The following is a 24,341-nucleotide window of genomic DNA, read 5'->3' as shown; positions in this document are numbered from 1 at the left end:
CCGCGTACAAGGAGTTGTCACCATGGTCAGCGTTAGTCGTCGGTCCCTTCTCGCCTTGGGCGCGGCCTTGCCCTTGCTCGGGCGCCTGGACTGGGCAGTCGCCAGCCCACCGCCGGCAAAGGCTGAGAAGGTGCGGCTCAACTATAACGAAAGCCCCTACGGCCCCTCGGGCGCCGCCCGCGAGGCGATGCAGGGCGCGATTGCCACGGCCGGGCGTTATCCCTACGGCCACATGTACGCCTTGGCCGCGTTGTTTGCCCGGCAGCAGGGGATTGCCGAAGCACAGGTTGCGGTGTTTTCCGGCTCCATGGCGGCGCTGCGCTACGCGGTGTTGGCGTTTACCGGCGAAAGCCGCGGGCTGGTGATGGCCACGCCGTCCTACGAGGTGCCGCGCCAAGCGGCCGAGGCGAGCGGGGCGCCGGTGCATGAAGTGAGCCTCACGGCCGAGCACGCCCACGACATCCCCGCGATGCTCGCCGCCGATCCCCAGGCGGGCATGCTCTACCTGTGCAACCCGAATAACCCCACCGGTACCCTGACGTCCACCGAGGCCATCCGCCACGCGCTGGCGAACAAACCCCAAGGCAGCGTGCTGGTGGTGGACGAGGCGTACATCGACTTCGCCGACGCCCCCAGCTGTGTCAGTTGGGTCAAGGAACACGACGACCTGCTGGTGTTGCGCACCTTCTCGAAAATCTACGGCATGGCCGGCGCGCGCGTGGGCCTGGCGATCGGCGCCCCGGCGTTGCTGGCGCGCCTCGCGGTGTTCGGGGGCGACAACGTCCCTGCCGGCAGCGGCTTGCTCGGTGCGCAGGCCAGCCTCGAAGACGTCAAGCTGTTGCCGCAACGCAAGGCCCTGAACGCGCAACTGCGCGAGGAGACCGTCGCCTGGCTCAAGGCCCGTGGGTTCACCTGCACGCTGTCGCAGAGCAACTGCTTCATGATCGACGTGAAGCAACCGGCGGAGCAGGTGATCGAGAAACTGGCCGCGCAAGGTGTGATGATCGGCCGCGTATGGAAGAGTTGGCCGCAGTGGGTGCGGGTGACGGTGGGGAACAAGCACGAGATGGAGCGGTTTCGCGAGGTGTTTGCGGCGCAGGTCCAGCGCAGCGTTTAACCCAATACAAAACCAATGTGGGAGGGAGCAATCCCCCTCCCACATTGGGTTCTGCGGTACTACTGCTGCGCGATGCTGTACCCATCGAACGCGGTCTGCTGCTGCAACGCCGTGATCACGCTCTTGCGGCTCAATGGCTGTTCGGCGCCGGCGTTATCCACAAAACTCTCGACTTCCAGCTCGGCGTCATCGCCTTCACCCACGAAGCTGAAACCCAGGAACTCGAACGCTTCACGGTCGACATTGAGCTTCGAGCGCGGCGTGCGCAGCGGCAGGGTGACGCTGATGCCATCCTTGCTGATCACAAACACTTCGGCTTCTTTCTTCGGCCGCGAGGCCTTGCCCTTGCCGGCGCTCGGGTTGCTGATGGCCTGGTGGGACTGGTTCAGCACCTTGAGGGCCAGGCCGTAGACCAGCTCCTGAAACGCCGGGTCGTCCTTGAAGCTGGACAGGATGCGGCTGATCGAGAACTTGCTGCTCAGGTCTTCCAGCGCGATGTTGTCGGCGGCTTCGGCGTCCTTGAGCTGCTTGAGTTGGCCCATCAGGTCGTAGGCCTTGTCGTCGTCGAAGGCATCGTGGGCCTGGCGGATGGCCACGCGCAACTCGCGGATCTGGTCGCTTTCCTTGGAGGTGTGGAACGCGTCCAGCACCATCTCGCTGATGATCTTGGCCGCTGGCACATGCTGTGAAAGATTGATGGCGTTTTCGTATTCAGCTTTGGATTGCAAGGCGACTACGGATTCTTCGGCGGATTCAGCGGTGTAGGAATCGGGCATTGAAATTTCACTACTTCAGTAAACAGGGACAAAAAAGCGTCGGGCATTTTCGGCGGGGAGGGGGGGCAGGTCAAGGCAGCACAATGCCCTTATTGCGACGCAAGGCGGCCAGCGCCCGCAAAACAGACCTACGGTCAGCCCGCATGCCCAACAGGCTGCCGATGACCGTGCCGCCCGCCCAGGCGCCGCTCGACAGTATCGACGGTGCCAGCGCCAGTGTGCTTCCCTGCAGAAAAGCGTCGGATGTTTTCAGGCGCGGACCAGGGCAGTCGGCTTCAACAGGTATTCCCCGTTAATAGTGATAACGACACATCAAGACCTGAGTCTCATCATCCTCTATGCCATAGACCAAGCGATGTTCGGCGGTGATTCGCCGAGACCAGAAGCCACTGAGGTTGTATTTGAGTGGTTCGGGGCCGTCTCTTCAAGGGCATTGAACTCCGATAGCGAGATCATCCCACGGGCTCACCTTTTTGCCGGGTGAGCAGCAACGGGATGTGATCGTCATTAACCCGATCCATTGTCTCGGAGAAATGGGCACGGGCATTGGTGTAGTTGATTGTTTCCATGGGTATGTCCTCGCTTGATGGTACGAGACGTACAGAAATACGTACATGTGTTCAAGGGTTTCCTTATCAACGGTCAGTGGGTGGCACCCTTACGGTTTGAGCCTGACCCACATCAAAACCCCGCAGCGCTAAACCCGTTACAACACAAAGGTCTGATGAACCCATAAAAACGACAACGGACCTGCGCCGAGGGGGCTTCCCCACGCGAGGTCATTAAAGGACTAATGCAATGGCGCTTTCTCTGTCACGCCAGGCCTTGCTGGGGGCGACGCTTGGTCTGACGCTACCCCTGCACGCCAATTCCGCCGATACCGCACTGATCGAACACGGCAAATATGTCGCGCAATTGGGCGACTGCATCGCTTGCCACACCGCCAAGCCAGGCAACGCGATGGCCGGCGGGCTGGAGCTCAGCACGCCAATGGGCACGATCTATTCGAGCAACATCACGCCGGACCGCGAGACCGGTATTGGCGCCTACAGCTTCGAACAGTTCGACCGAGTCATGCGTGAAGGTGTCACACCCGCGGGTATGAACCTGTACCCGGCGATGCCGTATCCGTCCTACGCCAAGATGAGCGAGGAGGACATGCGCGCCTTGTACGCCTACCTGATGCAAGGCGTGGAACCCGTGCGGCAGACCAACCTCGAGGCGGACATGGGCTTCCCGTTCAACCAGCGCTGGGGCCTGGCCTTGTGGAACTTCGCCTTTCTCGACAAGCAAGCGTTCCAGCCCGACCCCGGCCGTGACGCGCAGCTCAACCGTGGCGCGTATCTGGTCCAGGGCCTGGGCCACTGCGGCTCCTGTCATACCCCGCGGGGCATCGCCTTCCAGGAAAAGGCCATGAGCGACGACGGGCGCGGCGGCCAGCATTACCTGGCCGGCGAAACCGTCGAGCATTGGCGCGCGCTGAGCCTGCGCAACCTGTGGACCGTGGAAGACACCGTGCAACTGCTCAAGACCGGGCAGAACCGTTTTGCCACCGTCGCCGGCAACATGGCCGATGTGATTCACCACAGCACCCAGCATTTCAGCGACGACGACCTGACCGCGATTGCCCGCTATCTGAAATCCTTGCCGCCCGGCCCGGACGATCTGCCGATGCCGTCGGTGGCCCGCGCACCGGCCGCGCCGCCCGCCGACCTGTTCACCAGCCGTGGCGGCCTGGGTTATATGCAGTTCTGCAGCGACTGCCACCGCAGTGATGGTGCGGGGGTGAAAGGCTTGTTCCCGCCGTTGGCCGGCAACCCGAGCATCGTCTCGAACGACCCGACATCCCTGCTGCACATCACCCTCACCGGTTGGGAGACCGCACAAACGGCCACTCACCCACGGGTCTACACCATGCCCGGGTTTGCCCGGCTGGCGGACCAGGAGGTCGCTGAAATCCTCAGTTTCGTTCGCACGCGCTGGGGCAACCAGGGCACGTCGATCAGCGCCGCGCAGGTCAAGACATTGCGCGATCAGCTCAACCCGGCCACGACCGACTCCTCCACTTTCGAAACCCCGCGCCTGGCCGACCTGCTCGCGGCGCCGAACGCCGACCAGGTGGTGCGCGGCATGCGTCTGCACCTGCAAACCAAGGCATTGCTGCCCGACAACGTCGGCAACGCGCTCAATTGCACCAGTTGCCACCTCAACGCCGGCACCGTGGCGGACGGTTCGCCCTTCGTCGGCGTGTCGGCCTTCTTCCCCAGCTATGCACCGCGCGCGGGCAAGGTGGTGAGCCTGGAAGAACGCATCAACGGCTGCTTCCGGCGCTCGATGAACGGCAAACCGTTGCCGCCGCAATCGGCGGATATGCAGGCGATGGTTGCGTACTTCGACTGGATGAAGAACAACACCCGCCCCGAAGACAAGGTGGCCGGGCGCGGTGTAGGCAAGGTCGACCCAGCGATCAAACCGGACCTGGCCAATGGCAAGGCGGTCTACGCCAAGCAATGCGCGGTGTGCCATGGTGACAACGGTGAGGGCCTGGCGCGTGCCGACGGCGAGCGGGTGTACCCGCCGCTGTGGGGCGACCAGTCGTTCAATATCGGCGCGGGCATGGCACGCACCTACACGGCGGCGGCGTTCGTCAAACGCAACATGCCGATCGGCTTCCACGAGCAGTTCCCGTTGGGCCAGGGCGGTTTGTCCGACCAGGAAGCGGTGGACGTCGCGGCGTATTTCTCGGGGCAACCTCGCCCGGACTTCCCGGACAAGGTCAAAGACTGGCCCAACGGCGGCAAGCCGGTGGATGCGCGTTACTAGTCCAGTTGCTTGAGGCACGCCTGGAGGATGTCCAGGCCTTCCTCCAACACCGCCGGCTCAATGGTCAGCGGTGCCAGTAAGCGGACGATGTGCCGCGACTTGCCGCTGGGCATCAGCAGCAAGCCAGCGTCCCGCGCCAGGCTCAGCAACTGGCTCAGTTGCTGGGGCGCGGGCGTGCCGTCGGCGTGGGCCAACTCGATGCCACGCATGGCGCCGACGCCGGTCAGTCGGCCCAGGTAAGGCGACAGGCGTTGCGCGCGCCAGGTTTCGTAGCGGCGCAGGATGGCCTCTTCCTGTCGCGCGCCCCAGGCCTGCAACTGTGCATCCGTCATCACCTCCAGGGTGGCCAACGCCGCCGCGCAGGCGATGGGATTGCCCGAATATGTGCCGCCCAGCCCGCCTTTGGGCAGGTTGTCGAGTAACGCCTTGCGCCCCACCACAGCACCCAACGGCACACCGCCGGCGATGCTTTTGCCGAGCAGGATCAAGTCCGGCGTTATGCCCAGGCGCGAGAAGGCAAAACGTTGCCCGGTGCGGCCGAAACCGGACTGGATTTCATCGACGATCAGCAGGATGTTTTTCTCATCGCAGAAGCGGCGAAGGGCCTGGGCGAACGCGATATCCAGCGCGAGGAAACCGCCTTCACCCTGCACCGGCTCAATGATGAAGCAGGCTACATCGTCGACGTCGATTTCCACGCTGAACAAGCGGTCCATGGCCTTCAGCGCTTCGGCGCAGGTCACGCCGTTGTCGGCGCTGGGGTAGGGCAGGTGATACACCGGGCCCGGCAGGACACCGACTTTTTGCTTGTAGGGCGCGACCTTGCCATTCAGGTTGAGGGTGGCGAGGGTGCGGCCGTGGAAGGCGCCGTCGAAGGCGATCACCGCGGTGCGGCCGGTGGCGCCGCGCACGATCTTCAGGGCGTTTTCCGCGGCTTCCGCACCGCTGTTGGTGAGCATCCCGCTGACCGGGTAGTCCACCGGGATAAATGCACTCAGACGATCCATCAGCTCGATGTAAGGCCTGTGCGGAGCGGCGTTGAAGGCGTAGTGGGTCAGTTGGGTCGCCTGCTGGCGAATCGCCTCGACCACCGCCGGGTGGCAGTGCCCGAGGTTGAGCACGCCGATGCCGCCGACAAAGTCGATGTAGCGCTTGCCCGCGGTGTCCCAGACTTCGGCGTTCTTGCCGTGGCTGAGGCTGATGGGGTGGACGATGGAAATCGACTGGCTGATGGTTTCGCGGCTCATGAATCTCGGACTCGGCAATGGCGGGCGTCTTTTTATCTAAGCCGTGAGCCGGGCCGGGCCGCAAACGAAATAAAGTCGCCGGGTCATTCCAAATCGGAAGGAGCGCTTGCCAAGCAGCCGTTCGGGGCCACAAACCCGCGCATTCATTCCGAGACGATGTCTTTCCCCGCCGCCTTGGAGCGATACAACGCCTGATCGGCCCGCGCCATCAGGGCGGCGGGGGCTTCACCCGCATGACGCTCCACCACCCCCAGGCTCAGGGTGATTTTGAAGTCGCCCACGGTGGGTACTTCGCTCATGCTTTGGCGAATGCGCTCGGCCAGGTTTTTTGCGTTCTCCAGGGTGCTTTTGGGCAGCACCACCACGAACTCATCGCCACCCCAGCGCGCGAGCAAGTCACCGGGGCGCACGCAGGCCTCCAGGCTCTCCACGACGCTCATCAGGGTCTGGTCGCCGACGCCGTGGCCGTGTCGATCATTGATCGGCTTGAAGTCATCGATATCCATGGCGACCAGGGCCAACGGCAGGCGAAAGCGTTGGGCGCGCTCGCATTCGTCCAGCAGCACTTTCTCCAGGCGATAACGGTTGGCCACGCGGGTCAGGGCGTCACGCTCGGCCAGGGAGCGGTTCTCGTCCAGTTGCAACTGCAGTTGCTGGTTGACCCGCGACAACTCGCGTGTGCGTTCGGCAACCAAGGCTTCAAGGGATTGGTTGCGCCGTTCGAGCTGTTCGATCGCGCACTTGCGCGTATTGATGTCGCGATGGGCGCCGACCATGCGCGCTACCGAGCCGTCGAGGTTACGCGCAACCACATAGCCGCGGTCTTCGATCCACAGGTAGCTGCCGTCTTTTTTGCGGCAACGGTATTCGGTTTGGTAATAGGGCGAGCGACGGTTGATGTAGTCATCGAACACCGTCATCACGCGGGGGTAGTCGTCGGGGTGGATGATGTTCTCCCAGGTGAACACGCTGTTCTCCAGGGAGTGGCGGGGGTAACCGAGCATTTCGTACCAGCCCGGGTTGCGATAAACGAACCCCGTATTCGCGTTCCAGTCCCAGACCCCGTCGCTGACCAGTTCAATGACGGCATGCAACATGTCCGCATTGAGGTCAGTTGACGGTTTGTTGCCGGATGTATCGTCCATGTGCGCGCTTCCTGCGTGGGCCCCAAGGCCGGTCAAATTGACGCCGATACTCCGTGGCTGGCGCTACTGTACAACGGGGCTTGCACGCTTTGAATAGAACGGCTGTGCCGCTGCCGAAGTGTGGCGATAGGCCATTATTTCGGCGCCAGCATCCTCGTCGGTGCCTTCCCATTGGCGTTGTGCTGGTAAATGGCCTCGGGCTGGCCTTGCTCGTTGAAAAATACCTGGCCGATCCCCGCCGAGTTCCACAAGCGTTCACCGGCTTCGGCGTGTTCCGGGATATGCGGCACCACCTGCATGGTGCGGCGGCGGGTGAACCAGTTGAGTGGGGAGCGCGGCGAGTAGAGCCAGCGGTTGAGGCGGTCGAACCATTCCAGCAGGCGCGGTGGGAATTCGTTCTTGATGCCGCTGCTGGTGATCTGCCAGAGCTTGGGGCCGGCGTTGCGATGGCGGATCAGCACTTCGTAGACGAACGAGTAATGCACGTCGCCCGAGAGGATGACGTAGTTACCCGGTGTGCGGGAGTGGCGGAAGATATTCAGGATCACCTGGGCGGCGCCGCGATGCGCCATCCAGTTCTCGGCGTCGACCAGCAGCGGGTAGCCGCACCAACTGAACACTTTTTGCACGGTCTCGATCAGCTTGACGCCAAAGATCGGCGCGGGGGAGACGATGATTGCCGACGGGTGGTCCAGCAGCGCTTGTTGCAGTTCGCTCAAGGCTTCCCAGTCCAGCAGGCCGGACGGTTGCTTGAGGTTGAATTCGCTGCGCCAGCGGCGGGTGCGGGTGTCGAGCACCACCAGCGCGGGGGTGGTCGGCAGCACGTAATGCCACTGTTGGAAGGCCAGCAGCGTGTCGATCAGTTGATCCTGCGCACTCGCGTTCAGGTGGTTGTGCTGTGCCTGGGCGACAAGCGCCTGGGTCTGGTTGATCAGCGGGCCAAATACCTGCGGCTGGTTGCCCCAGCCTTGGCACAGCAGGTAAGCCAGCAGCGCGTTACCGATGATGCGTTTGGAGAACGGATGGCCGTAGGCGGTTTCTTCCCACTGCGCGCTGAGGTTCCAGTCGTCGGTGATGTCGTGATCGTCGAAGATCATCAGCGTGGGCAGATGGGCAAACACCCGCGCGACGCCGGGCAGGCCGTTGCGGAAGCGATCGATCTGCACCTGTTCGCGGGCATAACGCTGTTGCGCGTCGGCGCTCAGTTGCGGCGGCTGTGGCGCGATCAGCGTCCAGGGAGTGGGGGACCAGACCAACAAATACATGGCCATCACTTCGGCAAAGGTCACCAGGTGATTGTCGGCGGTGCTGCTGGTGAAAATCGGCTTCTTCACGCCGCCGAAAAAGCGCTCGCGCAAGGTCTCGTTGCTGTCCAGCGCGGGGAGCAGTTCGGCCCGCTGGTAATAACTGGCGTGATGCCCGTAGAGGCTGGCGCTGTCGTCCACCACGGCGCCATCCAGGTATTCGTCGAACAGCCCCAGGCGCGCGATCAGCCCATGAATCGCCCGCAGCATCGGCCCGGCGACATCGTCGGCGTACACCTGGTCGCCGCTCATCATCAACAATGCCGGGCGTTGGGCCGCGGTCTGGGCGTCGGCCAGCAGGCGATCGACGCACAGCAAGCCTTCGTCCGCCGGGTGATGGGGCTTGCGGCAGGAGCCGTGGACCAGTTGATGAATACGGCTATGCAGCACGAAACTCGGCGATTGCGCGTCGCAATAGAGCAGGTGCGCTGCCCAGTGGGCGATGCCGCGCCCGTCGATCAGCAGGTCATAACCGATCAACGCGTCCTGGGGCAGGGCCTCGTCCAACGGGATGTCGATCAAGTGGATAAAGGCCTGGCGCCCCACCGGCACGATTTGGCACTGGCCTTGGTCCAGCACGATGTCGCGGCTCTGTTCGGCGACGTGCAGCCTGAGGGTCAAAGGCAGTTGCCGCGTCCCCACCAGCCACATTACCAGGCGCTGCGGTTCAAGGCGCCGCAGCAGCGGGCCGGCGAGGACGTCGGGCAAGGTGCCGGCGTGAGGCATAGGGTTGAAAGCTCTGTGCAAGGGGGTAGCGAAGGTTAACCCGGCGGATGTCAGTATTGTGTTAAGGCCGGGCGGATCGAAAGAAGGAAGAGACTGCAGGTCGGCAGCCTCTGGTTGGGCGCCTCAGATGATGTTTCCCCGACCCAGGCTGTCCAGCCCGCTCACGGGGCGGTCTTTTTTAGGCGACTGCTCGCCATTGACGTCAATGGCCGCTCCCTGAGGGGGCGTTTTTGAGGGGGAGTGGTGGTCTACCTGTGTGTTCAAGTAGGTCGGCAGAAACGAATTTTCGAAGTTCAGATGGCTGTAGAAAATATTCATCACGGTTTCCTCTGTAAGTTCGGTTTGCGGCGAACACTGTCGACGCGAACCGAACTTACAGCGGGTAAGAAGGCAGTCGCTATAAACCTATTGAGTCAAAACGAGACTACCCAGGAGTGGGAATCGTCATTCACCGTGGGCACCGTAAATCGGAGCCCACTGCCAGCCTGTCGTGACGTTGAGCAAAGTGAATCGCGAAGCTATCAATGCATCGACGCGCCCTGCCGGGTCAGTGCGGTTTGTACGCATTCGAGCAGATGTTCGGTGCTCCACGGCTTGGGCAGGAAGCGTACCGATCCCCCCAACTGCGCCGCCAGCCCGGTGTTACCGGACGTCAGCAGCACCGGCACCGACGGCCAGCGATGGGCCACCACTCGACTCAGGTCATAGCCGTTGAGTAAACCAGGCATCTGGATATCACTCACAATCAGGTCCACCGGGTCATCGGCCCGCTCCAGGTAGATCATGCCTTCATCCGCCGAAGGAAACGAGGTGACATGTGCGCCGAAGTCCTCCAGTACATCCACCATTAACGCGCGAATGATTTCGTCGTCTTCCAGCACTAAAATCGATGGCTGAGCCATGATCCTTACTCCACCATCAGGGTTCAGTAGGGTGGAGTGGGGCGGAGCGGATTAGGTTCGATCCGATATGCGCTGAGCGATGGATGGTCGTTTTGCGCGTCTAGGTTGCGCCTTTGCCGGGTGCTGCTGCACGATACCGGCGCTTTTCCACCCACTCCCGGTCCGCTTGCTTGAGGCCGAATTGCGACGACGGGGTTACCGCCGCTGCCGCAGTTACTGGCTATGCGGTCTCGGCGGCCTGGTACTGGGGCTGATCACCGGCCTGTGCGGCCGCAAAGCGATTGTTGCCACCACGGTTGCGGTCGAGAGTGTGGTCCTCAGGCACCTGGCCCATCAACTCCACACATTGCGTGACATCGACCCGCTGGCCGTGGCCGCGATTGCCTCGATCGTCGAGGAGGAACAGCACCACCATGATCACTCGGCCGCGCAGATCGAGCGGGATGACCCGTGGTTCAGGACGCTGGCGCCGGTGGTGACAGCGTGGACCGAAGCGGTGATCTGGATGGGCATGCGTTCCTGACAAACCGGCATAATTACCCGTATCACCCGATGTGGAGCCCTTATGAAATACCGCGCGTTACTGACCTTCGTCCTGATCCTCAACACCGGCGCAGCCTGCGCCGCCGGCGATGCCGAAGCGGGTGGCAAGCTCTTCGCCAAAACCTGCGGCGGCTGCCATAGCATCGGCGAGGGCGCGCGCGGCGGCTTTGGCCCCGAACTCAACGGCATCATCGGCAGGCCAGCCGGCACCTCTCCCGACTATCAGTATTCAGATGCGATGAAAAACTCCGGGGTGGTCTGGACCCGGGAAAAACTCGCGGCCTATATCGAGGCGCCGAAGAAGGTGGTGAGCGGCACGCGCATGATCTTCTGGGGTATCAGCGATCAGGAAAAGATCGACAACATCCTGGCCTACCTGGCGACGTTTCAACCTGAGTGATCGCCTGACCCCATGTGGGAGTTGTCGAGCCCCGGCGAGGCTGCGATGGGATCACCGCGTGACACCTGCCAGACCGCAGCGCCTGCATCGCAGCCTCGCTGGGGCTCGACAACTCCCACATAAAACCTGCGTCGTTCTGAAGCCCTTACACCGATAAGGACATCCCCTCAAATGTGGGCGCGGTGCATCAGCCCCGCCCCAAATACCTGCAATACCAAACCACCCCACCCACAACCGCCCCCACAACAGTGACCCCGTTCCCCACCAACCAAATCCCAAAATTCCGAGTCTGCTCCGCATCCCCTTCATAAAACGGCCCAAAGTACGCCGCCACCGCCATCACCACACCGTTAAACACCCCAACAGCGACGGCAACCACCAAAAACACGAACACGACAGCCTTGCATACCTTCATATAACCCTCCAAAACCATATTTCCCTGGAGTCGTGATAATCCGAGAACGTCCCTTCGATCGAGAACCCCAACTGAATTCGCGGGTAGCTCAGCCAATCCGTTAATCGCCGTCCATTCCATAAATCAATGTGGTCACCACTGCGATTGCCAAACGTCTCATTCCTCCTGCGCCAAAAATCTTTGAAGAAGATGATGCCTTGCTGCCCGACCAACATATCCTCAAAGTCTTCAGGCTTTACCTTCTTTACGGGCTGTATACCAGGGATATTGGCGCTGCTTAATGCCTTGGCCATTTCCTCTGCGGCCAGTACGTGACCTTCACTTTTGGGGTGCTGCCAACAATAGCGCGCCCCCCTTAATCTGCTTAGGTCGGCACCAGATCTGCGCAATGCCACGCCTAGATTGATCGCGCATTGATCGCTGAAATTTTTCGCGCCGTTGGTTCGGCACGGGGCGGCGTCTCCGAAGATTTCCGGATGGTTTTTCCATAGCGTATAGAACGTCAGCATTCAGCATTTCCGTTGCGTTTTTTCGCGACCATAGCAAACGCTCTGCTGCTTAAGAGGGGGATCAGATAAAATCAGAACGGTCCTACTTGCCTGTCAGTTTTGATTGCAGGGTATAACTCACATGGCCCGTATCCATTGAATCAGCCGCGCATGCAGTAATAAGAGACCTTGGAACGCCAAGGTCTTTTTCTGCCCGCTGATCACGCCAGCAGGTGCTTGGAAATGATCCGCGAGATTTCAACAATCGAAGTCTTCCCCGTGAACTCGAATTTCACTTTCCCCAGTGACGAAAAGTAAATCTCCAACTCTGAATCCAGATCGAACGTCCCGGAGGTTTCCACCGAATACGCCACGATGTTTTTGTACGGCAGCGAGGTGAAGTCCTTCTTGCTGCCGGTAATCCCCTGCACGTTCACCGCGATGATGCGCTTGGTGGTGAAGACCACGCCGTCGCGCATGGCTTTGTAGGCATCGATCACTTCTTCGCCGTCCAGCAGCAGGGCGGCGACGCGTTCGGCGTATTCGTTGTTTTGTTTGAGTTTGAAGAAGCCTTTGTTGTTGAAGTCGATCATGTGCCTGTCCTGGGTGAGTGAGTCGGTAATCGTCAGCCGGTGTATGACGTTTTGCTCGTGGATCTGTATCTAACGCCCTGCTTTTCAACGCCCTACCATGGCGCCTGACACTGCAACGTCGGCGAAGGATTTCACGCCGGCAGAATAAAAATCCAGGAGCTAAACAATGCCCGATATGTCCAGCTTGCTTGCCTACGCGCTGATCTCACTCGGCATGGTGCTGACGCCCGGGCCGAACATGATTTACCTCATTTCCCGCTCGATTTGCCAGGGACGCATGGCCGGGATGATCTCCCTGGGCGGGGTGGCGTTGGGGTTTATCGTTTACATGCTGTGCGCAGCATTGGGTATCACCGCATTGGTGATGGCGGTTCCCTTGGCGTATGACGCGCTGCGGCTCGGCGGTGCGTTGTACCTGGTCTACCTGGCCTGGCAGGCGGTCAAGCCGGGTGGTCGTTCGCCTTTTCAGGTGCGGGACCTGCCCCTGGATAGCCCGCGCAAGCTGTTCATGATGGGCTTTGTGACCAACCTGCTGAATCCTAAAGTCGCGGTGATGTACCTGTCGTTGCTGCCTCAGTTCATCGACCCGAACGGCCACGGCAGTGTGCTGACGCAATCCCTGGTGCTGGGCTTCACGCAGATTTTCATCAGCGTGAGCGTCAACGCAATGATTGCCATGATGGCGGGCTCCATCGCGGTGTTTTTCGTCACCCGGCCCGGTTGGCAGGTGGTGCAGCGCTGGCTGATGGGCTCGGTGCTGATGGGCTTGGCCGTGCGGATGGCGGTTGAAGGGCGGCGCTAACCGGGCATGCGCTTTTGGCCGCGGCGGGCACGCTGATCAGCGATTCACAGGATGTCTTTCAAATAGTCCTTGAGGGTGGTTAGCGGCGTGGGCAGTGCGTCGAGTTGATGGACGTTTTGCACGTCAGTCGCCAACCGCCGCAACTCCCGCCCCAGCACCGTGTGGGCGCCGCCCAATGCCTCCAGCGCCTGCACCACGCATTCCTCGATCTTGCGTTGAATCGCAGCCAAATCCCGCTGCCGTACCAGTAACCCAAACACTTCCCGCTCGTACCCGTCCATCACCAGATCGTCACGCAAGACCGGGCTGCCGCCGTCGGTCTCGTACACCAGTTTCAGTGCGAAGAGCGCAACCGCTTCCAGCGTCAATTCCATGGTCTCGCTTCCTCGGGTTTTGGTGGGGAGGGCGATGATCACTGTTCTGCGTCGGAAAAAAAAGACCCACGCGTCAGCGCTCCAGGATCAGCTCCACGCGGCGGTTGCGTGCAAAACCTAGATCAAGCGATAGGTGGGATACCGACCCGAAGTGGCCGCCCGAGAGGGGCTGCTTTCGATTGTGCAGAACGGACACATTTCTATGGTTCCCCAAACCGGGAGAAATCGGCTAAAAGCAGTCCGTCAGATTCGACCAGTAAATCAGGGGCGATTCAGACCACTGTTAGAACGATTATGCTTCGGCGCTTAAATATGGATTCCAATCCTGTGCCGGCCGGCAAGCCTCCAGTGATTTATGTCCGCGTGGCTCATGACAGTAACTGCATGGTCATTGCGCTATATACCTTCAGCCCCTGCAGATCGCTGGCCCTTGCCTGAGTGCAACCCAGTTTGGCCAGCCAACGGTGTGCAGGGTTCTTGTCCAACGCAACCGCGTGCAGCGCTACAGGTGTAAGGCCTAATCCAATCAGTACTTGAGGGCCTTGTTCACTGACCAACAGGAATTCGTCCGCGCCCACGCCAACTGCCCGGTCCAGCCCGGCATAGAGGTTGCGCTTCCAATCAGTGATGTGCGACTGCCAACGGGCAAAATTGCCTCCCCCTTTTTGGCGGTACTCGTCGCTCTGCAATACGGCAAGCGTGTCGACTGAATGCAGGGCCAGGTAGGCCGGGCAATCGCCGCTCAAGGCTTTGAAACGCTGCGAGGAGCTGAATCCGCTCACCGAGATCAGCGCTGGCAGTTTTTCCAGGCTGTAAAACGCATTCCACTCAGCTTCGCTCGCGGGGTCAGCGTAGTTGCATTCGACTGTATAAATCATCATGTCACTTCGTTGGTTGATGTTTAATCATGCTAGTGACACGGTAATGATCCATAAAACGACTTTTCGGCACTCTTCAGTGATTAAACATCAAGGTGGAGGCCTTGACTTGAACCAGGAATGCCCATGCGTCGAAAGCTCCCGAGTAACGCTGCCCTGATGGCCTTTGAAGCCGCAGCCCGGCATGGCAGTTTCGCCCGTGCCGCAGACGAGTTGGCCCTGACTGAAGGCGCCATCAGCCGGCAGATAGGCCGTCTGGAGGCGTTTCTGGGGGTCACGTTATTCGAGCGTGTTGGCAACCGTGTGCGGCTCTTGCCCAACGGTGAGCGCTACGCGGCCCAAGTGCGCGAGCTACTCGACCGGCTCGACAGGGACAGCCAGTATTTGATGGGCCAGCCCAGCGACGGCGCCAGCCTGGATATCGCCGTCAGCCCAACCTTTGCCCTGCGCTGGCTAATTCCGCGGTTGGCCGGCTTTGGCCAGCAACACCCGAATATCTGCGTACACCTCTCGGAACGTATGGAACCGTTCGTGCTCGCCGGCAGCGGTTTTGATGCCGCCATCCATTTTGAGCACCCGGCGTGGACAGGCATGCAGACGCACCGCCTGTTGAACGAAGTGTTAATTCCGGTTTGTCACCCTGGCCTGCTGAAGCCGGGCAAGCAGGCAACGGCTCTGGATTCATTGCCGCGATTACACCGACGACAGAACCCGGATGCCTGGCAGCGTTACGCCCAGCAAACCGGGATTGTCCTGAGCAACGCCGCGATGGGCGCGCGCTACGATTTGCATGCGATGCTGATCGAAGCCGCGCTGGCGGGGCTCGGCGTGGCACTCGTACCGCGCCTGTACGTGGAAGCCGAACTGGCGCAAGGCCGGCTGGTCGCGCCATGGCCACAAGAGAAGAATGTCGCCAAGGCCTTTTGCCTCGTGCTACCCGAACCGCTTGAACTGAGCCGCGCGCCCATCCAGGTATTTGCGCGTTGGCTGTTGGAGGAAGCGCAGGTTAAGTAGGGGATGCGGTGGGGCCTGTACCGGATTGGTTCAGACGCTGAGCGACTCAGAACTTCACATTGAAACCGGCATGCATCAGCGTGGTCGATGGCCACGCTGGGCATCAGGTCGAAATTCACGGTATCGCCGAACGCTTCATTGATCCGCGCGCCATTGAGATAAACCGCCAGCCCCTGTGGGGTTCCTTATTCCTGGCGGGATAAATGCGTCAACGTCTGTTTGCAAAACCACGACCTATTAATAGGTTCTTCACGGATTGCCGGGAAAGACGCTCTTGATCTTCATGAAAAAGAATTCGCTGTCCCGGTAACCGTAAGCCATTCGTTTGATGACCTTTATTCGATTGTTTATTCCTTCCAACTGACCAGTGTGCATTGGCCAGCGTACCCGGCTCACGATGCCCCGCCAGTAGCCCTTTAGTCGCTTTGCGAACTGGATCAGTGCGGGTATTTCGCTTTCTTGAGCATGACGCAGCCACTGCTTCCAGGCTGATCTCCAGTCCCAGGCATCGCTCGGCGCCCAGAGCATTTTGAGCTCGGCCTTCATCAAGTAGACCGTCATTAACGATTGGTTAGCGGCCAGCAGATCCTGTAAATGAACCTGCTGTTCCGGCTTTTTCAGGTTCTCCGGGTTACGCAATAGCAACCATCGCGCTTGCTTTATGATCTTTCGAGCGGGCTTGTCATGGCGCAATCGGTTCGCCTCGTCAACGCGAACACGATCAATCACTTCTCGGCCATATTTGGCGACCACATGGAAAAGGTCATAAATCACCCGTGCTTTTGGGCAGTGTTGGCGAACCTCCAGGTCATAAGCCGTGTTCATGTCCATCGCTACCGCTTCAATTCGGGCGCACCCTTCTGGCCCCAGCTCTTCGAAAAACGGTCTGACTGCCGCTCGGCTACGGCCTTCGCCGATCCAAAGCACTCGCCGAGTATCAGCGTCCAACACCACGCTGGCGTAGCGATGACCTTTGAATAACGCGAACTCGTCCATTATCAAGCGCCGTGGTTGGGCCTTGGGTAAGGCACTCAACGCCGCTTGCAGAGCGCGCCGCTCCAGCAACCGAACGGTGTCCCAGTGCAGCCCGAACATTTGCGCAACATGCAGTGTAGGAAGGCGTTCGCAGGCTTGAATAACGGCCTCTGCCAGCCGGCGCGTCATGCGGGCATAGCGATCCAGCCAACTGACGACCTCCATGCGCTTGCCACAATCACGGCAACTAACACGCCTGAGCTGCACGTTGAGGCGGACTGCACGACCGAGAATCGGCAAGTCACGCACGACTCGATCGCAGTACTCATGAGTTGTTGAACAGAGCTTTTGGCAGCCACCACAGGTGGGAAATCGCGTGGCCTGGGGGATCAGATCGATTTGAAGGGCATCGCCGTCAGGTTTGATCGCAACGACAGAAAAGCCCTCCCAAAAAGGAAGGAAAGTATTAATATTGCGCATAAGAACGCCGGTTTTTTAGATGTGTTTGCTCGCACGAACATCATCCATCAAATCGGCGTTCTTGTTTCTGTGTTTCCCGGGATTCCGTGAAGAACCTATTAATAGGGGGGTAAGACTTTTGGATGAGTTGAAGGGGCGTGCAATGTGTTTTTTTGATTTTGTGGTAATAAGGAAGAGGGGGTTAGTTGGTTTAATACAGTAGTCGAGGTTTTATTTTTATGGGGGTGTAAATGCCGTTGCGGTCTACATTGATAGACGCCTGTCATCAGGCACAGAGTTTGGGACGGATTTGTGGGGCTCCCGTCGGGCCTTAACGTGCCATGACGTTGACGATTACATGCAGGATGAAGGCGGGTCCATAACAGGGCTGGCCCTGTTCATCTTCGATACGCCAGATGGATGTGAGTGTGCAGGTCTCTCTTGGGGCGCCGAACTCCACGCTGATACGTACCGGCTGGCCGGGCAGGGTTTCGGCGATGGGGATTTCGTTGTTCAGGCTGCGCAGGTGGGTGTCCATCACCACTTCCAAGGGAACGCCGGACGCGCTGCGGCGAGCGATTACGTATTCGCCGTCGACCCGTACCAATTTCCGACCGCGCCACGGGCGGGCGCCAAGGTTCTGGATCTCCCAGGTTTTCTGAAACGTCTCACCGGGCAGCACCACGGTCTGGTCTGGGGTGGTGACATCCGCGTTGAAGACAGCTATATCGCTGGGGTCACGCAGGCCGGTGGCGCGATTAGTGGTTGCCATTGAACAGGCATCGCCCGGTGCGCCAGCCAGGTCGGCGAAGTAGCGGAATAACAGCAGCGGCGAAACCTGCAACGCCTTGGCCAGTTTGATCAGGGTGCGTACTGAGGGATCTTGTGAGGCTCCGCCGGTCAATCCGTAGAGGTAGGTTCGGGAAATGCCGGCTTCTTTGGCCAGGGCTGTCAGGGGCTTTCCCAGTTCTCGGCTGCGTCGCATAACCAAGGCTCGAAGCGTATCGCGTGTTCTGATGTTCATATTCGAGTGTTGATCTCCGGTCCTTGGTGATAGTCGTCACGTTGTTCGCCAAAAAGGACAACCTGCTCGCCGCTACGTATATCGAGCGATGCACACTTGCGACCTGCTAGCGACGTGGTGAAGGACATGGATAGGTCCCTTTTGGGTTGGCTACATCCAGTGTCGTGGTTTCTCGCATGCTTGCGAACCTTGTGTGTGTTGCATTCCTTTACAATCATCTTTGGATATAGCGATGACTCAAATAAAAACGTGCTGTGAATCCATTGTTCGATCAGGCTTCGGCATCCTGCAAATGTCTGATGCCATGCTGCAGGACTACAAAAAAATTGTTGATGGATATTCAGCAATCTCTCAGGCCACTAAAGATTCATTTTCCTTTGTTCAAGACACTGACGGGTTTTTTCCGTTTGGAGCCGAATACTCAAGTATTGAGGACCATCCCGACTTATGTGAGCGTTTCTGTTATTGGCCCGTGCATGTGTCTAAGCGAATGCCCTGCGAGTTTACCCAGAGTGATTTTTTTGCCGCGGTGGCTACTTTTGAGCGACAGGTCAACGAGTTGGCTCAGGAACTCATGGATGACGTCTGTGAAGAGTTTGGAGTCGCGCCACTAGCCCCATTTCGCTCGGCATCCTACGTGCAACTATGCGTCTATGGCGCTCAGGCTACTGGTAACCATCGTCAGTTTGCCCAAGACCCACACGAAGATGGTCATATGCTCTCATTCATCAAACCTAATCGTGACGGGCTGGTTTTGGTGAGGGGCGGTTCACTGGAACCCGTGCGTCTCCTGGAATGTGAAATTGCAGTATTGTCGGGGTCTTTGCTAACAGAACTCTCCGATCATGCAATTCCTGCTGCGTACCACGCAGTTCTTGCGCCTCTAAGGCCGGTAGCCAGAAGCTCCCTGATCTACTTTGCCAATCCGAACCCGGAGCAGGCGCTGACAAGTTTTTTCCGCCGGCAACCCATCGATTTGAATAGTGCCGTAAACACCCGCCACACCGGGTTCGGTAACCAGCCTATTCAACTTCTCTAATATTCTCGCGGGTTCGAACATCCCATGTTTCTAAACTTCAACGCTCTTTACCTCGAAGGCTTGCTTTTGGGCATGGGGCTGTTCGCCGCGCCTGGTCCGAAAGACACCTTGGTCATCCGCCAAGGTGTGGGCCGGGGTCCGATCTGGGCCGTGGTTGCTATCTGCGTACTCGCCGATGTCCTACTGATCGCTGTTGGCGTCGCAGGGTTGGGTTCATTGCTGGGAAGTCGGCCGGGTGTGGTGGCGCTGTTGCTGCTGTCCGGTGCGGCGTATTTGCTTTGGTTTGGCGGTCAACGCTTGCTGGCCTGCCTACGTAACCAGTCCATGCCCAACACGCAAGGCGGTCACTCGCAACGAGGCTTGCTGCGCACCGCACTGGTGCTCGGGTTTGCCAATCCTTACGCCTGGCTTGATACCGTCGTGCTGATCGGCTCGATCGGCGCAGCCAAACCCACCGGCCAACAAGCGCTGTTCGCGAGCGGCGCGATGACGGCGTCGTTGGTGTGGTTTGTGATACTGGCGCTGGGATGTCAGCGTTTGACGCGGCTGTTCCAGGCGCCAGTGGTGTGGCGCTGGTTGGATGCGGGTGTGTCGGTGTTGATGGTGTACCTGGCCGGGATGTTGATCACTGATTCAGTGGGTGTCTTTCAGCAGGTAATCGGGGTCAGACTCTGAAGAGTCCAAAGGGCTGCGAACGCCTCAATATCGTCTTTCACCAGGTCGGCTTGGGCATATCGCGCTGGGGAAAGAGTAATCTGCCGGTTGCGATAGGCAGAAGTCGGCCAAAAGCCGCCTGTCGATTGCCTTGACGCTGAAACCATGGACTCTCAATCTGTTATCGAACCCAACGCACTGTAAAGCTCTTGTCGAGCGAGAGGAAAATCCTCAAGCCTTGTCCTGGCTTCCAGCGTTGCGCGTGCTTTGGCAACAGACGCGGGCCCCAGGATACCAATGGCGCGTATGGCAGCCCAACGAGTGAAATGGTTCTCGGGATCTGAAACCAGCAAAAGTATTTTTTCAAAGTCCGCATCATCGGACGCATGCTCTGCCAGCAATCTGGCAATACCAAAGATATCAATTGGGTATGCAACCTGGTGCACGCCCAGATACATCGCCCTATCGATCAATTCGTCAAATGAAGAGTCCATGGTGTCTCGTAAGGTAGTCGGGGTTTCCACGTAGCTGAGCCAAGACAAGACTTTGTCAGAACTCATTAAACGTGCAGGGTGCAGCCGTCAGGTTACACGACCGTTTAGCCGAGGTCTGATAAACAGTTGTGGATTTTTGTCGGTGTCGGAAGCCGCTTTTGAGTCGATTCTGCCTGTCGTCTATGACAGAAAACAGCTATGATGCGGACGACGGTAGTAGGCTACATCAAAGTGCTGCCAGAGTTACTTACAGGCTGATTAAGCACTGAGGTCTATGGAAGCGACTCCACTATAATTTATTTATAAATGAACTGATACCCAACAATATAAGAGCCTATCTTATTGGAGTGTGCAGTCACCAAAACGACATCCATGCCTTTTTTCCTTCGTTCGTTGAACTCCAACTCAGTGGTGCACAGCTCAATCCAGCGCTCAGTATTTAAATCCTTAAACCGCAAGCCCGCCTCACACCGGCCAGACCTTCCAAAGGAAGGTCCCGGAATATGTAGCTCATAAGCTGATTCATAATGAACAATCTCGCCAGGCAACAGATAAGTAAAAACCTTATAACTATTTAAAGATAATACAAGACCCAGACAAACGCCCCCCACAAAAGAGTCGGCAACTCGCTTCAAATCTCTTCCGTCAGGGCGATAGTAAATTGCTCGTCCGGCAAAAACGAGTCCAACCAAACAGCCAACGACTATATAGGTGGTCCACTCAGGAATCGACGCCATTAAAACGATTCGAGTCCCAATGCGACTAGCCCAAAGCATATAAATAATCCAGCCCACCACCAAAATCAGGCACGTCGCCGCCCAGAAAGCTTTTTTCTTTGGCTCGTTTTCAAATGAAGGATATTCCATTCCCTGAATGCTCTATTTTTTATTTCCAACATGAGTCGAAGGCAGCGCAGCTCAACAGCCACAGGCTTGTCACGACGCCCCTCAAGATATTCACGGCTTTCGCCGAGGTGTGCAATAGCACCGAGACCAGAGTGCCGGCGTGCGCGCCCGGAACGACGCCAGGGTGATTGAGAGCGTGCCGACCATCAGGCACTCATCTGAATAGCCCCCACTCTAGTGGACACTTTAGATTTCTGCTTTTGGACAACCTCTGCCTGTCGCCGCGGACGACAGTCGACCGATCGGATTAGACTACACCGGGGTCCTGTCAGAGATTATTTCCATGCTGATTAAATGCCAAAGGTGCGGTCAAGGTGACGTTCGAGCAATGCGGGTCTGCTCTACACAACTTTTACTGTGGGTGTGCGACGAGTGTGAAGCAACGTGGGCGAGCCAGATTGAGGTGAATGTCTGCAATTTTGAAGACTTCGGGACATTAATGGCCGGCATGGGACGCAAAGGTTTATGGTCAGAATTAGAGCCACAGTGATAATTTCGTCATCAACTACTGTCTATCAAAGGCCCCTTTTGGCCGACTTCAGCCCGTCGCGACAGGCAGAATTCGGCCGAAGCAGCCTGTCGCGATCAGAAACGTTTGACGACAACGCGTCGCTCTCGCACTCTGTTTTGCCCCTATTTCTTACTAGGCTTCCCTATGTCATTCGCGACCGTAGTGCTGCTCGACTCCTGGCCACAGCCAGGTACGTCGCCCGAACCCGTCGTGTTCGCCACGGACACGCAGCTATGTTTGCGGTATTGCACCGCTGAGGAAGAAATAGCTGTAATCCATTTCCCCCTAGTAAAAAAAGTTCAGTTCGGCTCACCAAACGATGAGGCTTTGGGCGGCCATCCGCTTATTGAACTTGGCCTCAAGCATTATCAAATTCATCGAATAGATAATTCGCCTTGGCTAGCAGAGCTTGAGCAGAGAAACGCCATTCATCCGCGACACGATAAACAGCGGTTTCTAAAAGATGCCATCCATTACGTCTTTACGTTTCAGGACTCTACCCTGGAATGCATTGTAATTGAGGGGCAGTTCTGGCATCCAAAAGTACAAGTCTTTACCTCGGAGCAGAAGGCAAGGGATGTCTGGCGCGAACTGATAAATGGCGTGGGCGCATGATCCCAATAGTCACATGTGAATGACGGCTATGGCCGGTTAGCGACCGTCGCTCCGATTAGCCATCCTTGTCTTTCCACACGTGGAGGACTTGTCATGAACATCATCGCTACCTGCGGCCGTCAGCCCTGGAACAAAGGAAAACTAGTCGGGCAGAAAGCCCCACTCCGACTGAGAGATATCTGGGCCATCCGAGTAAGGCTTCAAATTGCGGAAAGAACCCGGGATCTGGCTCTCTTCGATCTGGCCATCGACAGTAAGCTTCGAGCCTGCGACTTAACCAAGCTCCGCGTGCGCGATGTCGCCCATAGCGAGCACGTATCATCACGAGCCATGGTGATGCAGCAGAAAACGCAGCGACCAGTGCAGTTTGAGATCACTGAGCAAACACGGTCAGCTCTCGTGGCCTGGATACATCAGGCACAACTTCGCAGCGAGGACTGCCTTTTTCCTAGTCGGCTACATACCTCAGACCATCTATCCACTCGTCAATACGCTCGTATCGTCAAAGGCTGGGTGAAAGCCGTAGGCCTTGATCCAGCCATGTATGGCACTCACACAATGAGACATACGAAGGCATCACTAATCTATCGCAGAACGAAGAACCTACGGGCGGTTCAGTTGCTGCTCGGCCATACGAAGCTGGAGAGCACTGTTCGATATCTGGGGATTGAGGTCGATGATGCCCTGGAGATGGCGGAACAGACTGAGGTTTGATCATGCATAGCGACGGTCGAAGTCAGGCCGTCGCTAACCGACCCATTGCAGACGGTCGATGACCCAGAAATGTTAGCGAGAACGTTATCGATCGATTACGGCAACGACGTGCACCTACAGTTTTCTTATCTACTGCCGATACAGGCAGTTGATAAAGCCCCTGCACCCTAAATCCTAAAAATCGCCTAAGGAAAGACGCGTAATGAAAAAAATAGTTTTGGCTACATTTTTTATATTTATGCTCTCTTCAGCTTACTCTTATGCTGAAGAACAGTATGACTTAAAATGTACCTTGGATAGTGGAGATGTGATGGCGCTCAGTCACATAAGTAGTACTGTTTATATTGAGTTTTTAGGACCAAATGACGATCCAGATGAAGGCGGTAGCGTAATCAAACTGGATATTGCGTCTGGTGGAGCACAGCAATTTCTGAATAAGAGCAGCGGCGGTACGCAGTCATTCGTCCTACGAGGGACCGACGAGGATATTGAAGGTGCTGTCGCTGTTGGTTACGAAAATCATGAAGGCAAATTGGATGCTTATTTCATCTCCATGAATAGTTTGGGGAAGGAAACAGAAAGACATACCTGCAAACCAGAGACCATACAAGCCGCTAAAGAGATATTAACAAAAGGTATCGGGATTAAGGCGCCATCTCAGAAAAGCCAATCGAGCGATACTATTAGAGAAACAACAGAAACTCCTACTGCATCTCCTTTTAAGATAAGTATTGGCCAACAAATGCACGAGTATGGTTCTATCAGGACGCCTTATAGAACCGTAAGCATTACTAGCACTTCAGATGATTTGATAATTAATAGTGTTATAGTTAATCGTAACCAGTGTTCAGAAATGTATGGTACTCCAAAGAATCCATTTAAATTACCGTTCGGTCAAACTTTCACCTATAACTTCAATATACAACACAAACGTTGTGAGGTAGTTGAGGTTGTCGTTAAAACAAACAAAAAAGACTGGACCTTCAGGCCTTAAGAGAATTGGTCCAATCCATTTCGGCCACCATTTACGTGGCAGAGATATCGTAATTTCTATCTAACTGTGGTGGGCTATTTCCTCAGCATGACTTCCATCTTCGGGTGCGGGCAGCCGAAGCCTTACGCTAGAGCTGTAATCCGCTGCGTTGGGTCGACTGCCATATGAGCTGCTGCTTTTGGCCGATATCTGCCTGCCGTGGATGGCTGCTATGGGTCGTTTTCAGCCTGCAACCACAGGCAGATAACGGCCAAAAGCTGACGATCCACCATGTGGTCGAAGAAATTTGGTAACGCCAAGATCGGCGCAATAGGTAGCGAGAGGATGATAGAGCCTGCTAATCCACTGGGAAGAACTCTACCAAAATTCCAAATATAGGAATCTACAATGGCGATGCGCGTATTTTCGGT

The 24,341-nt window shown here is 57.7% G+C and carries 25 protein-coding genes and 2 pseudogenes; 11 read left to right on the top strand and 16 right to left on the bottom strand.

Going from position 1 to position 24,341, the window contains the following annotated elements; all coding sequences use genetic code 11:
- Nucleotides 1-22 precede the first annotated feature (22 nt).
- The gene (ptaA, locus tag MOQ67_RS26345; RefSeq protein WP_126586647.1) at nt 23-1,117 is read left to right on the top strand and encodes a pyoverdine biosynthesis transaminase PtaA; all 1,095 of its coding nucleotides are present in this window, start codon (nt 23-25) and stop codon (nt 1,115-1,117) included.
- A 59-nt stretch (nt 1,118-1,176) separates the two neighbouring features.
- On the opposite strand, the gene MOQ67_RS26340 is transcribed toward ptaA, so the two are convergent.
- The 3 genes and pseudogenes from MOQ67_RS26340 to MOQ67_RS26330 all read right to left on the bottom strand — a co-directional run.
- Nucleotides 1,177-1,893 (bottom strand): hypothetical protein, encoded by a 717-nt coding sequence (locus tag MOQ67_RS26340; protein WP_017846728.1) that lies wholly within the window; start codon nt 1,891-1,893, stop codon nt 1,177-1,179.
- A 292-nt stretch (nt 1,894-2,185) separates the two neighbouring features.
- Nucleotides 2,186-2,308, bottom strand: a pseudogene (locus MOQ67_RS26335) (Txe/YoeB family addiction module toxin); the annotation flags it as partial.
- Nucleotides 2,308-2,462 (bottom strand): annotated as a pseudogene (locus tag MOQ67_RS26330) (type II toxin-antitoxin system Phd/YefM family antitoxin); the annotation flags it as partial. The pseudogenes MOQ67_RS26335 and MOQ67_RS26330, both read right to left, overlap by 1 nt.
- A gap of 229 nt (nt 2,463-2,691) precedes the next feature.
- Between MOQ67_RS26330 and MOQ67_RS26325 the strand changes: the two are divergent.
- The gene (locus tag MOQ67_RS26325) at nt 2,692-4,716 is read left to right on the top strand and encodes a c-type cytochrome (RefSeq protein WP_198718419.1); all 2,025 of its coding nucleotides are present in this window, start codon (nt 2,692-2,694) and stop codon (nt 4,714-4,716) included.
- Here MOQ67_RS26325 and MOQ67_RS26320 read toward each other — a convergent pair.
- The 5 genes from MOQ67_RS26320 to MOQ67_RS26300 form a co-directional block, all read right to left on the bottom strand.
- Nucleotides 4,713-5,963, bottom strand: a complete 1,251-nt coding sequence (locus tag MOQ67_RS26320) for a 2-aminoadipate transaminase (protein WP_198718420.1) — start codon at nt 5,961-5,963, stop codon at nt 4,713-4,715. The two genes, MOQ67_RS26325 and MOQ67_RS26320, sit on opposite strands and share 4 nt — an antisense overlap.
- A gap of 143 nt (nt 5,964-6,106) precedes the next feature.
- Nucleotides 6,107-7,108, bottom strand: a complete 1,002-nt coding sequence (locus MOQ67_RS26315) for a diguanylate cyclase domain-containing protein (protein WP_046484746.1) — start codon at nt 7,106-7,108, stop codon at nt 6,107-6,109.
- 134 nt (nt 7,109-7,242) lie between these two features.
- Complete coding sequence (locus tag MOQ67_RS26310) at nt 7,243-9,138, bottom strand: alkaline phosphatase D family protein (protein WP_198718421.1); 1,896 nt, start codon at nt 9,136-9,138, stop codon at nt 7,243-7,245.
- Nucleotides 9,139-9,261: 123 nt separating this feature from the next.
- Nucleotides 9,262-9,456, bottom strand: coding sequence for a hypothetical protein (locus tag MOQ67_RS26305; protein ID WP_104904487.1), 195 nt, complete (start codon nt 9,454-9,456; stop codon nt 9,262-9,264).
- 203 nt (nt 9,457-9,659) lie between these two features.
- Nucleotides 9,660-10,040 carry a response regulator gene (locus tag MOQ67_RS26300; protein WP_017846735.1) on the bottom strand — a complete coding sequence of 127 codons (381 nt, stop codon included), beginning with the start codon at nt 10,038-10,040 and terminating at the stop codon, nt 9,660-9,662.
- Nucleotides 10,041-10,221: 181 nt separating this feature from the next.
- Between MOQ67_RS26300 and MOQ67_RS26295 the strand changes: the two genes are divergently transcribed.
- Together MOQ67_RS26295 and MOQ67_RS26290 are read left to right on the top strand one after the other, a co-directional pair.
- Nucleotides 10,222-10,563, top strand: coding sequence for a demethoxyubiquinone hydroxylase family protein (locus MOQ67_RS26295; RefSeq protein WP_017846736.1), 342 nt, complete (start codon nt 10,222-10,224; stop codon nt 10,561-10,563).
- A gap of 42 nt (nt 10,564-10,605) precedes the next feature.
- Nucleotides 10,606-10,983 carry a c-type cytochrome gene (locus MOQ67_RS26290; RefSeq protein ID WP_104904488.1) on the top strand — a complete coding sequence of 126 codons (378 nt, stop codon included), beginning with the start codon at nt 10,606-10,608 and terminating at the stop codon, nt 10,981-10,983.
- 411 nt (nt 10,984-11,394) lie between these two features.
- On the opposite strand, the gene MOQ67_RS26285 is transcribed toward MOQ67_RS26290, so the two are convergent.
- Both MOQ67_RS26285 and MOQ67_RS26280 read right to left on the bottom strand, forming a co-directional pair.
- Complete coding sequence (locus MOQ67_RS26285) at nt 11,395-11,907, bottom strand: type VI secretion system amidase effector protein Tae4 (RefSeq protein WP_104904489.1); 513 nt, start codon at nt 11,905-11,907, stop codon at nt 11,395-11,397.
- Between the two features lie 200 nt (nt 11,908-12,107).
- Nucleotides 12,108-12,479 carry a PH domain-containing protein gene (locus tag MOQ67_RS26280; RefSeq protein WP_017846739.1) on the bottom strand — a complete coding sequence of 124 codons (372 nt, stop codon included), beginning with the start codon at nt 12,477-12,479 and terminating at the stop codon, nt 12,108-12,110.
- Between the two features lie 166 nt (nt 12,480-12,645).
- Here MOQ67_RS26280 and MOQ67_RS26275 point away from each other — a divergent pair, with 166 nt between their 5' ends.
- Nucleotides 12,646-13,281: a LysE family translocator gene (locus MOQ67_RS26275; protein ID WP_046382117.1), complete on the top strand. Its 636-nt coding sequence runs from the start codon at nt 12,646-12,648 to the stop codon at nt 13,279-13,281.
- A gap of 44 nt (nt 13,282-13,325) precedes the next feature.
- Here MOQ67_RS26275 and MOQ67_RS26270 read toward each other — a convergent pair whose 3' ends face one another.
- Both MOQ67_RS26270 and MOQ67_RS26265 read right to left on the bottom strand, forming a co-directional pair.
- A complete protein-coding gene (locus MOQ67_RS26270; RefSeq protein ID WP_017846741.1) occupies nt 13,326-13,655 on the bottom strand; it encodes a hypothetical protein in 330 nt (109 codons plus the stop codon).
- A gap of 368 nt (nt 13,656-14,023) precedes the next feature.
- On the bottom strand, nt 14,024-14,533 hold the full coding sequence (locus MOQ67_RS26265) for a hypothetical protein (protein WP_026139993.1): 510 nt from the start codon (nt 14,531-14,533) through the stop codon (nt 14,024-14,026).
- A 126-nt stretch (nt 14,534-14,659) separates the two neighbouring features.
- Here MOQ67_RS26265 and MOQ67_RS26260 point away from each other — a divergent pair, with 126 nt between their 5' ends.
- Nucleotides 14,660-15,547: a LysR substrate-binding domain-containing protein gene (locus MOQ67_RS26260; RefSeq protein ID WP_017846743.1), complete on the top strand. Its 888-nt coding sequence runs from the start codon at nt 14,660-14,662 to the stop codon at nt 15,545-15,547.
- 249 nt (nt 15,548-15,796) lie between these two features.
- On the opposite strand, the gene MOQ67_RS26255 is transcribed toward MOQ67_RS26260, so the two are convergent.
- On the bottom strand, nt 15,797-17,002 hold the full coding sequence (locus tag MOQ67_RS26255) for an ISL3 family transposase (RefSeq protein ID WP_026139890.1): 1,206 nt from the start codon (nt 17,000-17,002) through the stop codon (nt 15,797-15,799).
- Between the two features lie 310 nt (nt 17,003-17,312).
- Nucleotides 17,313-17,966 (bottom strand): NBR1-Ig-like domain-containing protein, encoded by a 654-nt coding sequence (locus tag MOQ67_RS26250; RefSeq protein WP_017846744.1) that lies wholly within the window; start codon nt 17,964-17,966, stop codon nt 17,313-17,315.
- Nucleotides 17,967-18,237: 271 nt separating this feature from the next.
- Between MOQ67_RS26250 and MOQ67_RS26245 the strand changes: the two genes are divergently transcribed.
- Together MOQ67_RS26245 and MOQ67_RS26240 are read left to right on the top strand one after the other, a co-directional pair.
- Nucleotides 18,238-19,044 carry a 2OG-Fe(II) oxygenase gene (locus MOQ67_RS26245; RefSeq protein WP_104904491.1) on the top strand — a complete coding sequence of 269 codons (807 nt, stop codon included), beginning with the start codon at nt 18,238-18,240 and terminating at the stop codon, nt 19,042-19,044.
- Between the two features lie 24 nt (nt 19,045-19,068).
- The gene (locus tag MOQ67_RS26240) at nt 19,069-19,719 is read left to right on the top strand and encodes a LysE/ArgO family amino acid transporter (RefSeq protein ID WP_198718457.1); all 651 of its coding nucleotides are present in this window, start codon (nt 19,069-19,071) and stop codon (nt 19,717-19,719) included.
- A 152-nt stretch (nt 19,720-19,871) separates the two neighbouring features.
- Here the strand turns inward: MOQ67_RS26240 and MOQ67_RS26235 are convergent, their stop codons facing one another.
- Together MOQ67_RS26235 and MOQ67_RS26230 are read right to left on the bottom strand one after the other, a co-directional pair.
- Nucleotides 19,872-20,192: a hypothetical protein gene (locus MOQ67_RS26235; RefSeq protein WP_017846753.1), complete on the bottom strand. Its 321-nt coding sequence runs from the start codon at nt 20,190-20,192 to the stop codon at nt 19,872-19,874.
- Nucleotides 20,193-20,488: 296 nt separating this feature from the next.
- Nucleotides 20,489-21,058, bottom strand: a complete 570-nt coding sequence (locus MOQ67_RS26230; protein ID WP_017846752.1) for a hypothetical protein — start codon at nt 21,056-21,058, stop codon at nt 20,489-20,491.
- Between the two features lie 694 nt (nt 21,059-21,752).
- On the opposite strand from MOQ67_RS26230, the gene MOQ67_RS26225 reads away from it, so the two are divergent.
- The 3 genes from MOQ67_RS26225 (at nt 21,753) to MOQ67_RS26215 (ending at nt 23,931) form a co-directional block, all read left to right on the top strand.
- Entirely contained in the window at nt 21,753-22,223 is a 471-nt protein-coding gene (locus MOQ67_RS26225) for a hypothetical protein (RefSeq protein WP_198718458.1), read from the top strand.
- 93 nt (nt 22,224-22,316) lie between these two features.
- Nucleotides 22,317-22,937, top strand: coding sequence for a tyrosine-type recombinase/integrase (locus MOQ67_RS26220; RefSeq protein ID WP_198718459.1), 621 nt, complete (start codon nt 22,317-22,319; stop codon nt 22,935-22,937).
- 202 nt (nt 22,938-23,139) lie between these two features.
- The gene (locus MOQ67_RS26215; RefSeq protein WP_448125408.1) at nt 23,140-23,931 is read left to right on the top strand and encodes a hypothetical protein; all 792 of its coding nucleotides are present in this window, start codon (nt 23,140-23,142) and stop codon (nt 23,929-23,931) included.
- Nucleotides 23,932-24,341 lie beyond the last annotated feature (410 nt).

The sequence above is a fragment of the Pseudomonas sp. LY-1 genome (assembly GCF_053502595.1).
Note: the sequence above shows the minus strand (reverse complement) of the source record. Positions and strands in the feature narration are given on the sequence as shown.

Coding starts and splice junctions, on each gene's coding strand:
- MOQ67_RS26275 (WP_046382117.1), top strand. CDS start 12,646: ATGCCCGATATGTCCAGCTTGCTTGCCTACGCGCTGATCTCACTCGGC.
- MOQ67_RS26265 (WP_026139993.1), bottom strand. CDS start 14,533: ATGATTTATACAGTCGAATGCAACTACGCTGACCCCGCGAGCGAAGCT.
- MOQ67_RS26305 (WP_104904487.1), bottom strand. CDS start 9,456: ATGAATATTTTCTACAGCCATCTGAACTTCGAAAATTCGTTTCTGCCG.
- MOQ67_RS26235 (WP_017846753.1), bottom strand. CDS start 20,192: ATGGACTCTTCATTTGACGAATTGATCGATAGGGCGATGTATCTGGGC.
- MOQ67_RS26280 (WP_017846739.1), bottom strand. CDS start 12,479: ATGATCGACTTCAACAACAAAGGCTTCTTCAAACTCAAACAAAACAAC.
- MOQ67_RS26220 (WP_198718459.1), top strand. CDS start 22,317: ATGAACATCATCGCTACCTGCGGCCGTCAGCCCTGGAACAAAGGAAAA.
- MOQ67_RS26300 (WP_017846735.1), bottom strand. CDS start 10,040: ATGGCTCAGCCATCGATTTTAGTGCTGGAAGACGACGAAATCATTCGC.
- MOQ67_RS26315 (WP_046484746.1), bottom strand. CDS start 7,108: ATGGACGATACATCCGGCAACAAACCGTCAACTGACCTCAATGCGGAC.
- MOQ67_RS26230 (WP_017846752.1), bottom strand. CDS start 21,058: ATGGAATATCCTTCATTTGAAAACGAGCCAAAGAAAAAAGCTTTCTGG.
- MOQ67_RS26240 (WP_198718457.1), top strand. CDS start 19,069: ATGTTTCTAAACTTCAACGCTCTTTACCTCGAAGGCTTGCTTTTGGGC.
- MOQ67_RS26325 (WP_198718419.1), top strand. CDS start 2,692: ATGGCGCTTTCTCTGTCACGCCAGGCCTTGCTGGGGGCGACGCTTGGT.
- MOQ67_RS26340 (WP_017846728.1), bottom strand. CDS start 1,893: ATGCCCGATTCCTACACCGCTGAATCCGCCGAAGAATCCGTAGTCGCC.
- MOQ67_RS26290 (WP_104904488.1), top strand. CDS start 10,606: ATGAAATACCGCGCGTTACTGACCTTCGTCCTGATCCTCAACACCGGC.
- ptaA (WP_126586647.1), top strand. CDS start 23: ATGGTCAGCGTTAGTCGTCGGTCCCTTCTCGCCTTGGGCGCGGCCTTG.
- MOQ67_RS26285 (WP_104904489.1), bottom strand. CDS start 11,907: ATGCTGACGTTCTATACGCTATGGAAAAACCATCCGGAAATCTTCGGA.
- MOQ67_RS26215 (WP_448125408.1), top strand. CDS start 23,140: ATGAAAAAAATAGTTTTGGCTACATTTTTTATATTTATGCTCTCTTCA.
- MOQ67_RS26245 (WP_104904491.1), top strand. CDS start 18,238: ATGACTCAAATAAAAACGTGCTGTGAATCCATTGTTCGATCAGGCTTC.
- MOQ67_RS26260 (WP_017846743.1), top strand. CDS start 14,660: ATGCGTCGAAAGCTCCCGAGTAACGCTGCCCTGATGGCCTTTGAAGCC.
- MOQ67_RS26320 (WP_198718420.1), bottom strand. CDS start 5,963: ATGAGCCGCGAAACCATCAGCCAGTCGATTTCCATCGTCCACCCCATC.
- MOQ67_RS26310 (WP_198718421.1), bottom strand. CDS start 9,138: ATGCCTCACGCCGGCACCTTGCCCGACGTCCTCGCCGGCCCGCTGCTG.
- MOQ67_RS26255 (WP_026139890.1), bottom strand. CDS start 17,002: ATGCGCAATATTAATACTTTCCTTCCTTTTTGGGAGGGCTTTTCTGTC.
- MOQ67_RS26225 (WP_198718458.1), top strand. CDS start 21,753: ATGTCATTCGCGACCGTAGTGCTGCTCGACTCCTGGCCACAGCCAGGT.
- MOQ67_RS26270 (WP_017846741.1), bottom strand. CDS start 13,655: ATGGAATTGACGCTGGAAGCGGTTGCGCTCTTCGCACTGAAACTGGTG.
- MOQ67_RS26250 (WP_017846744.1), bottom strand. CDS start 17,966: ATGCGACGCAGCCGAGAACTGGGAAAGCCCCTGACAGCCCTGGCCAAA.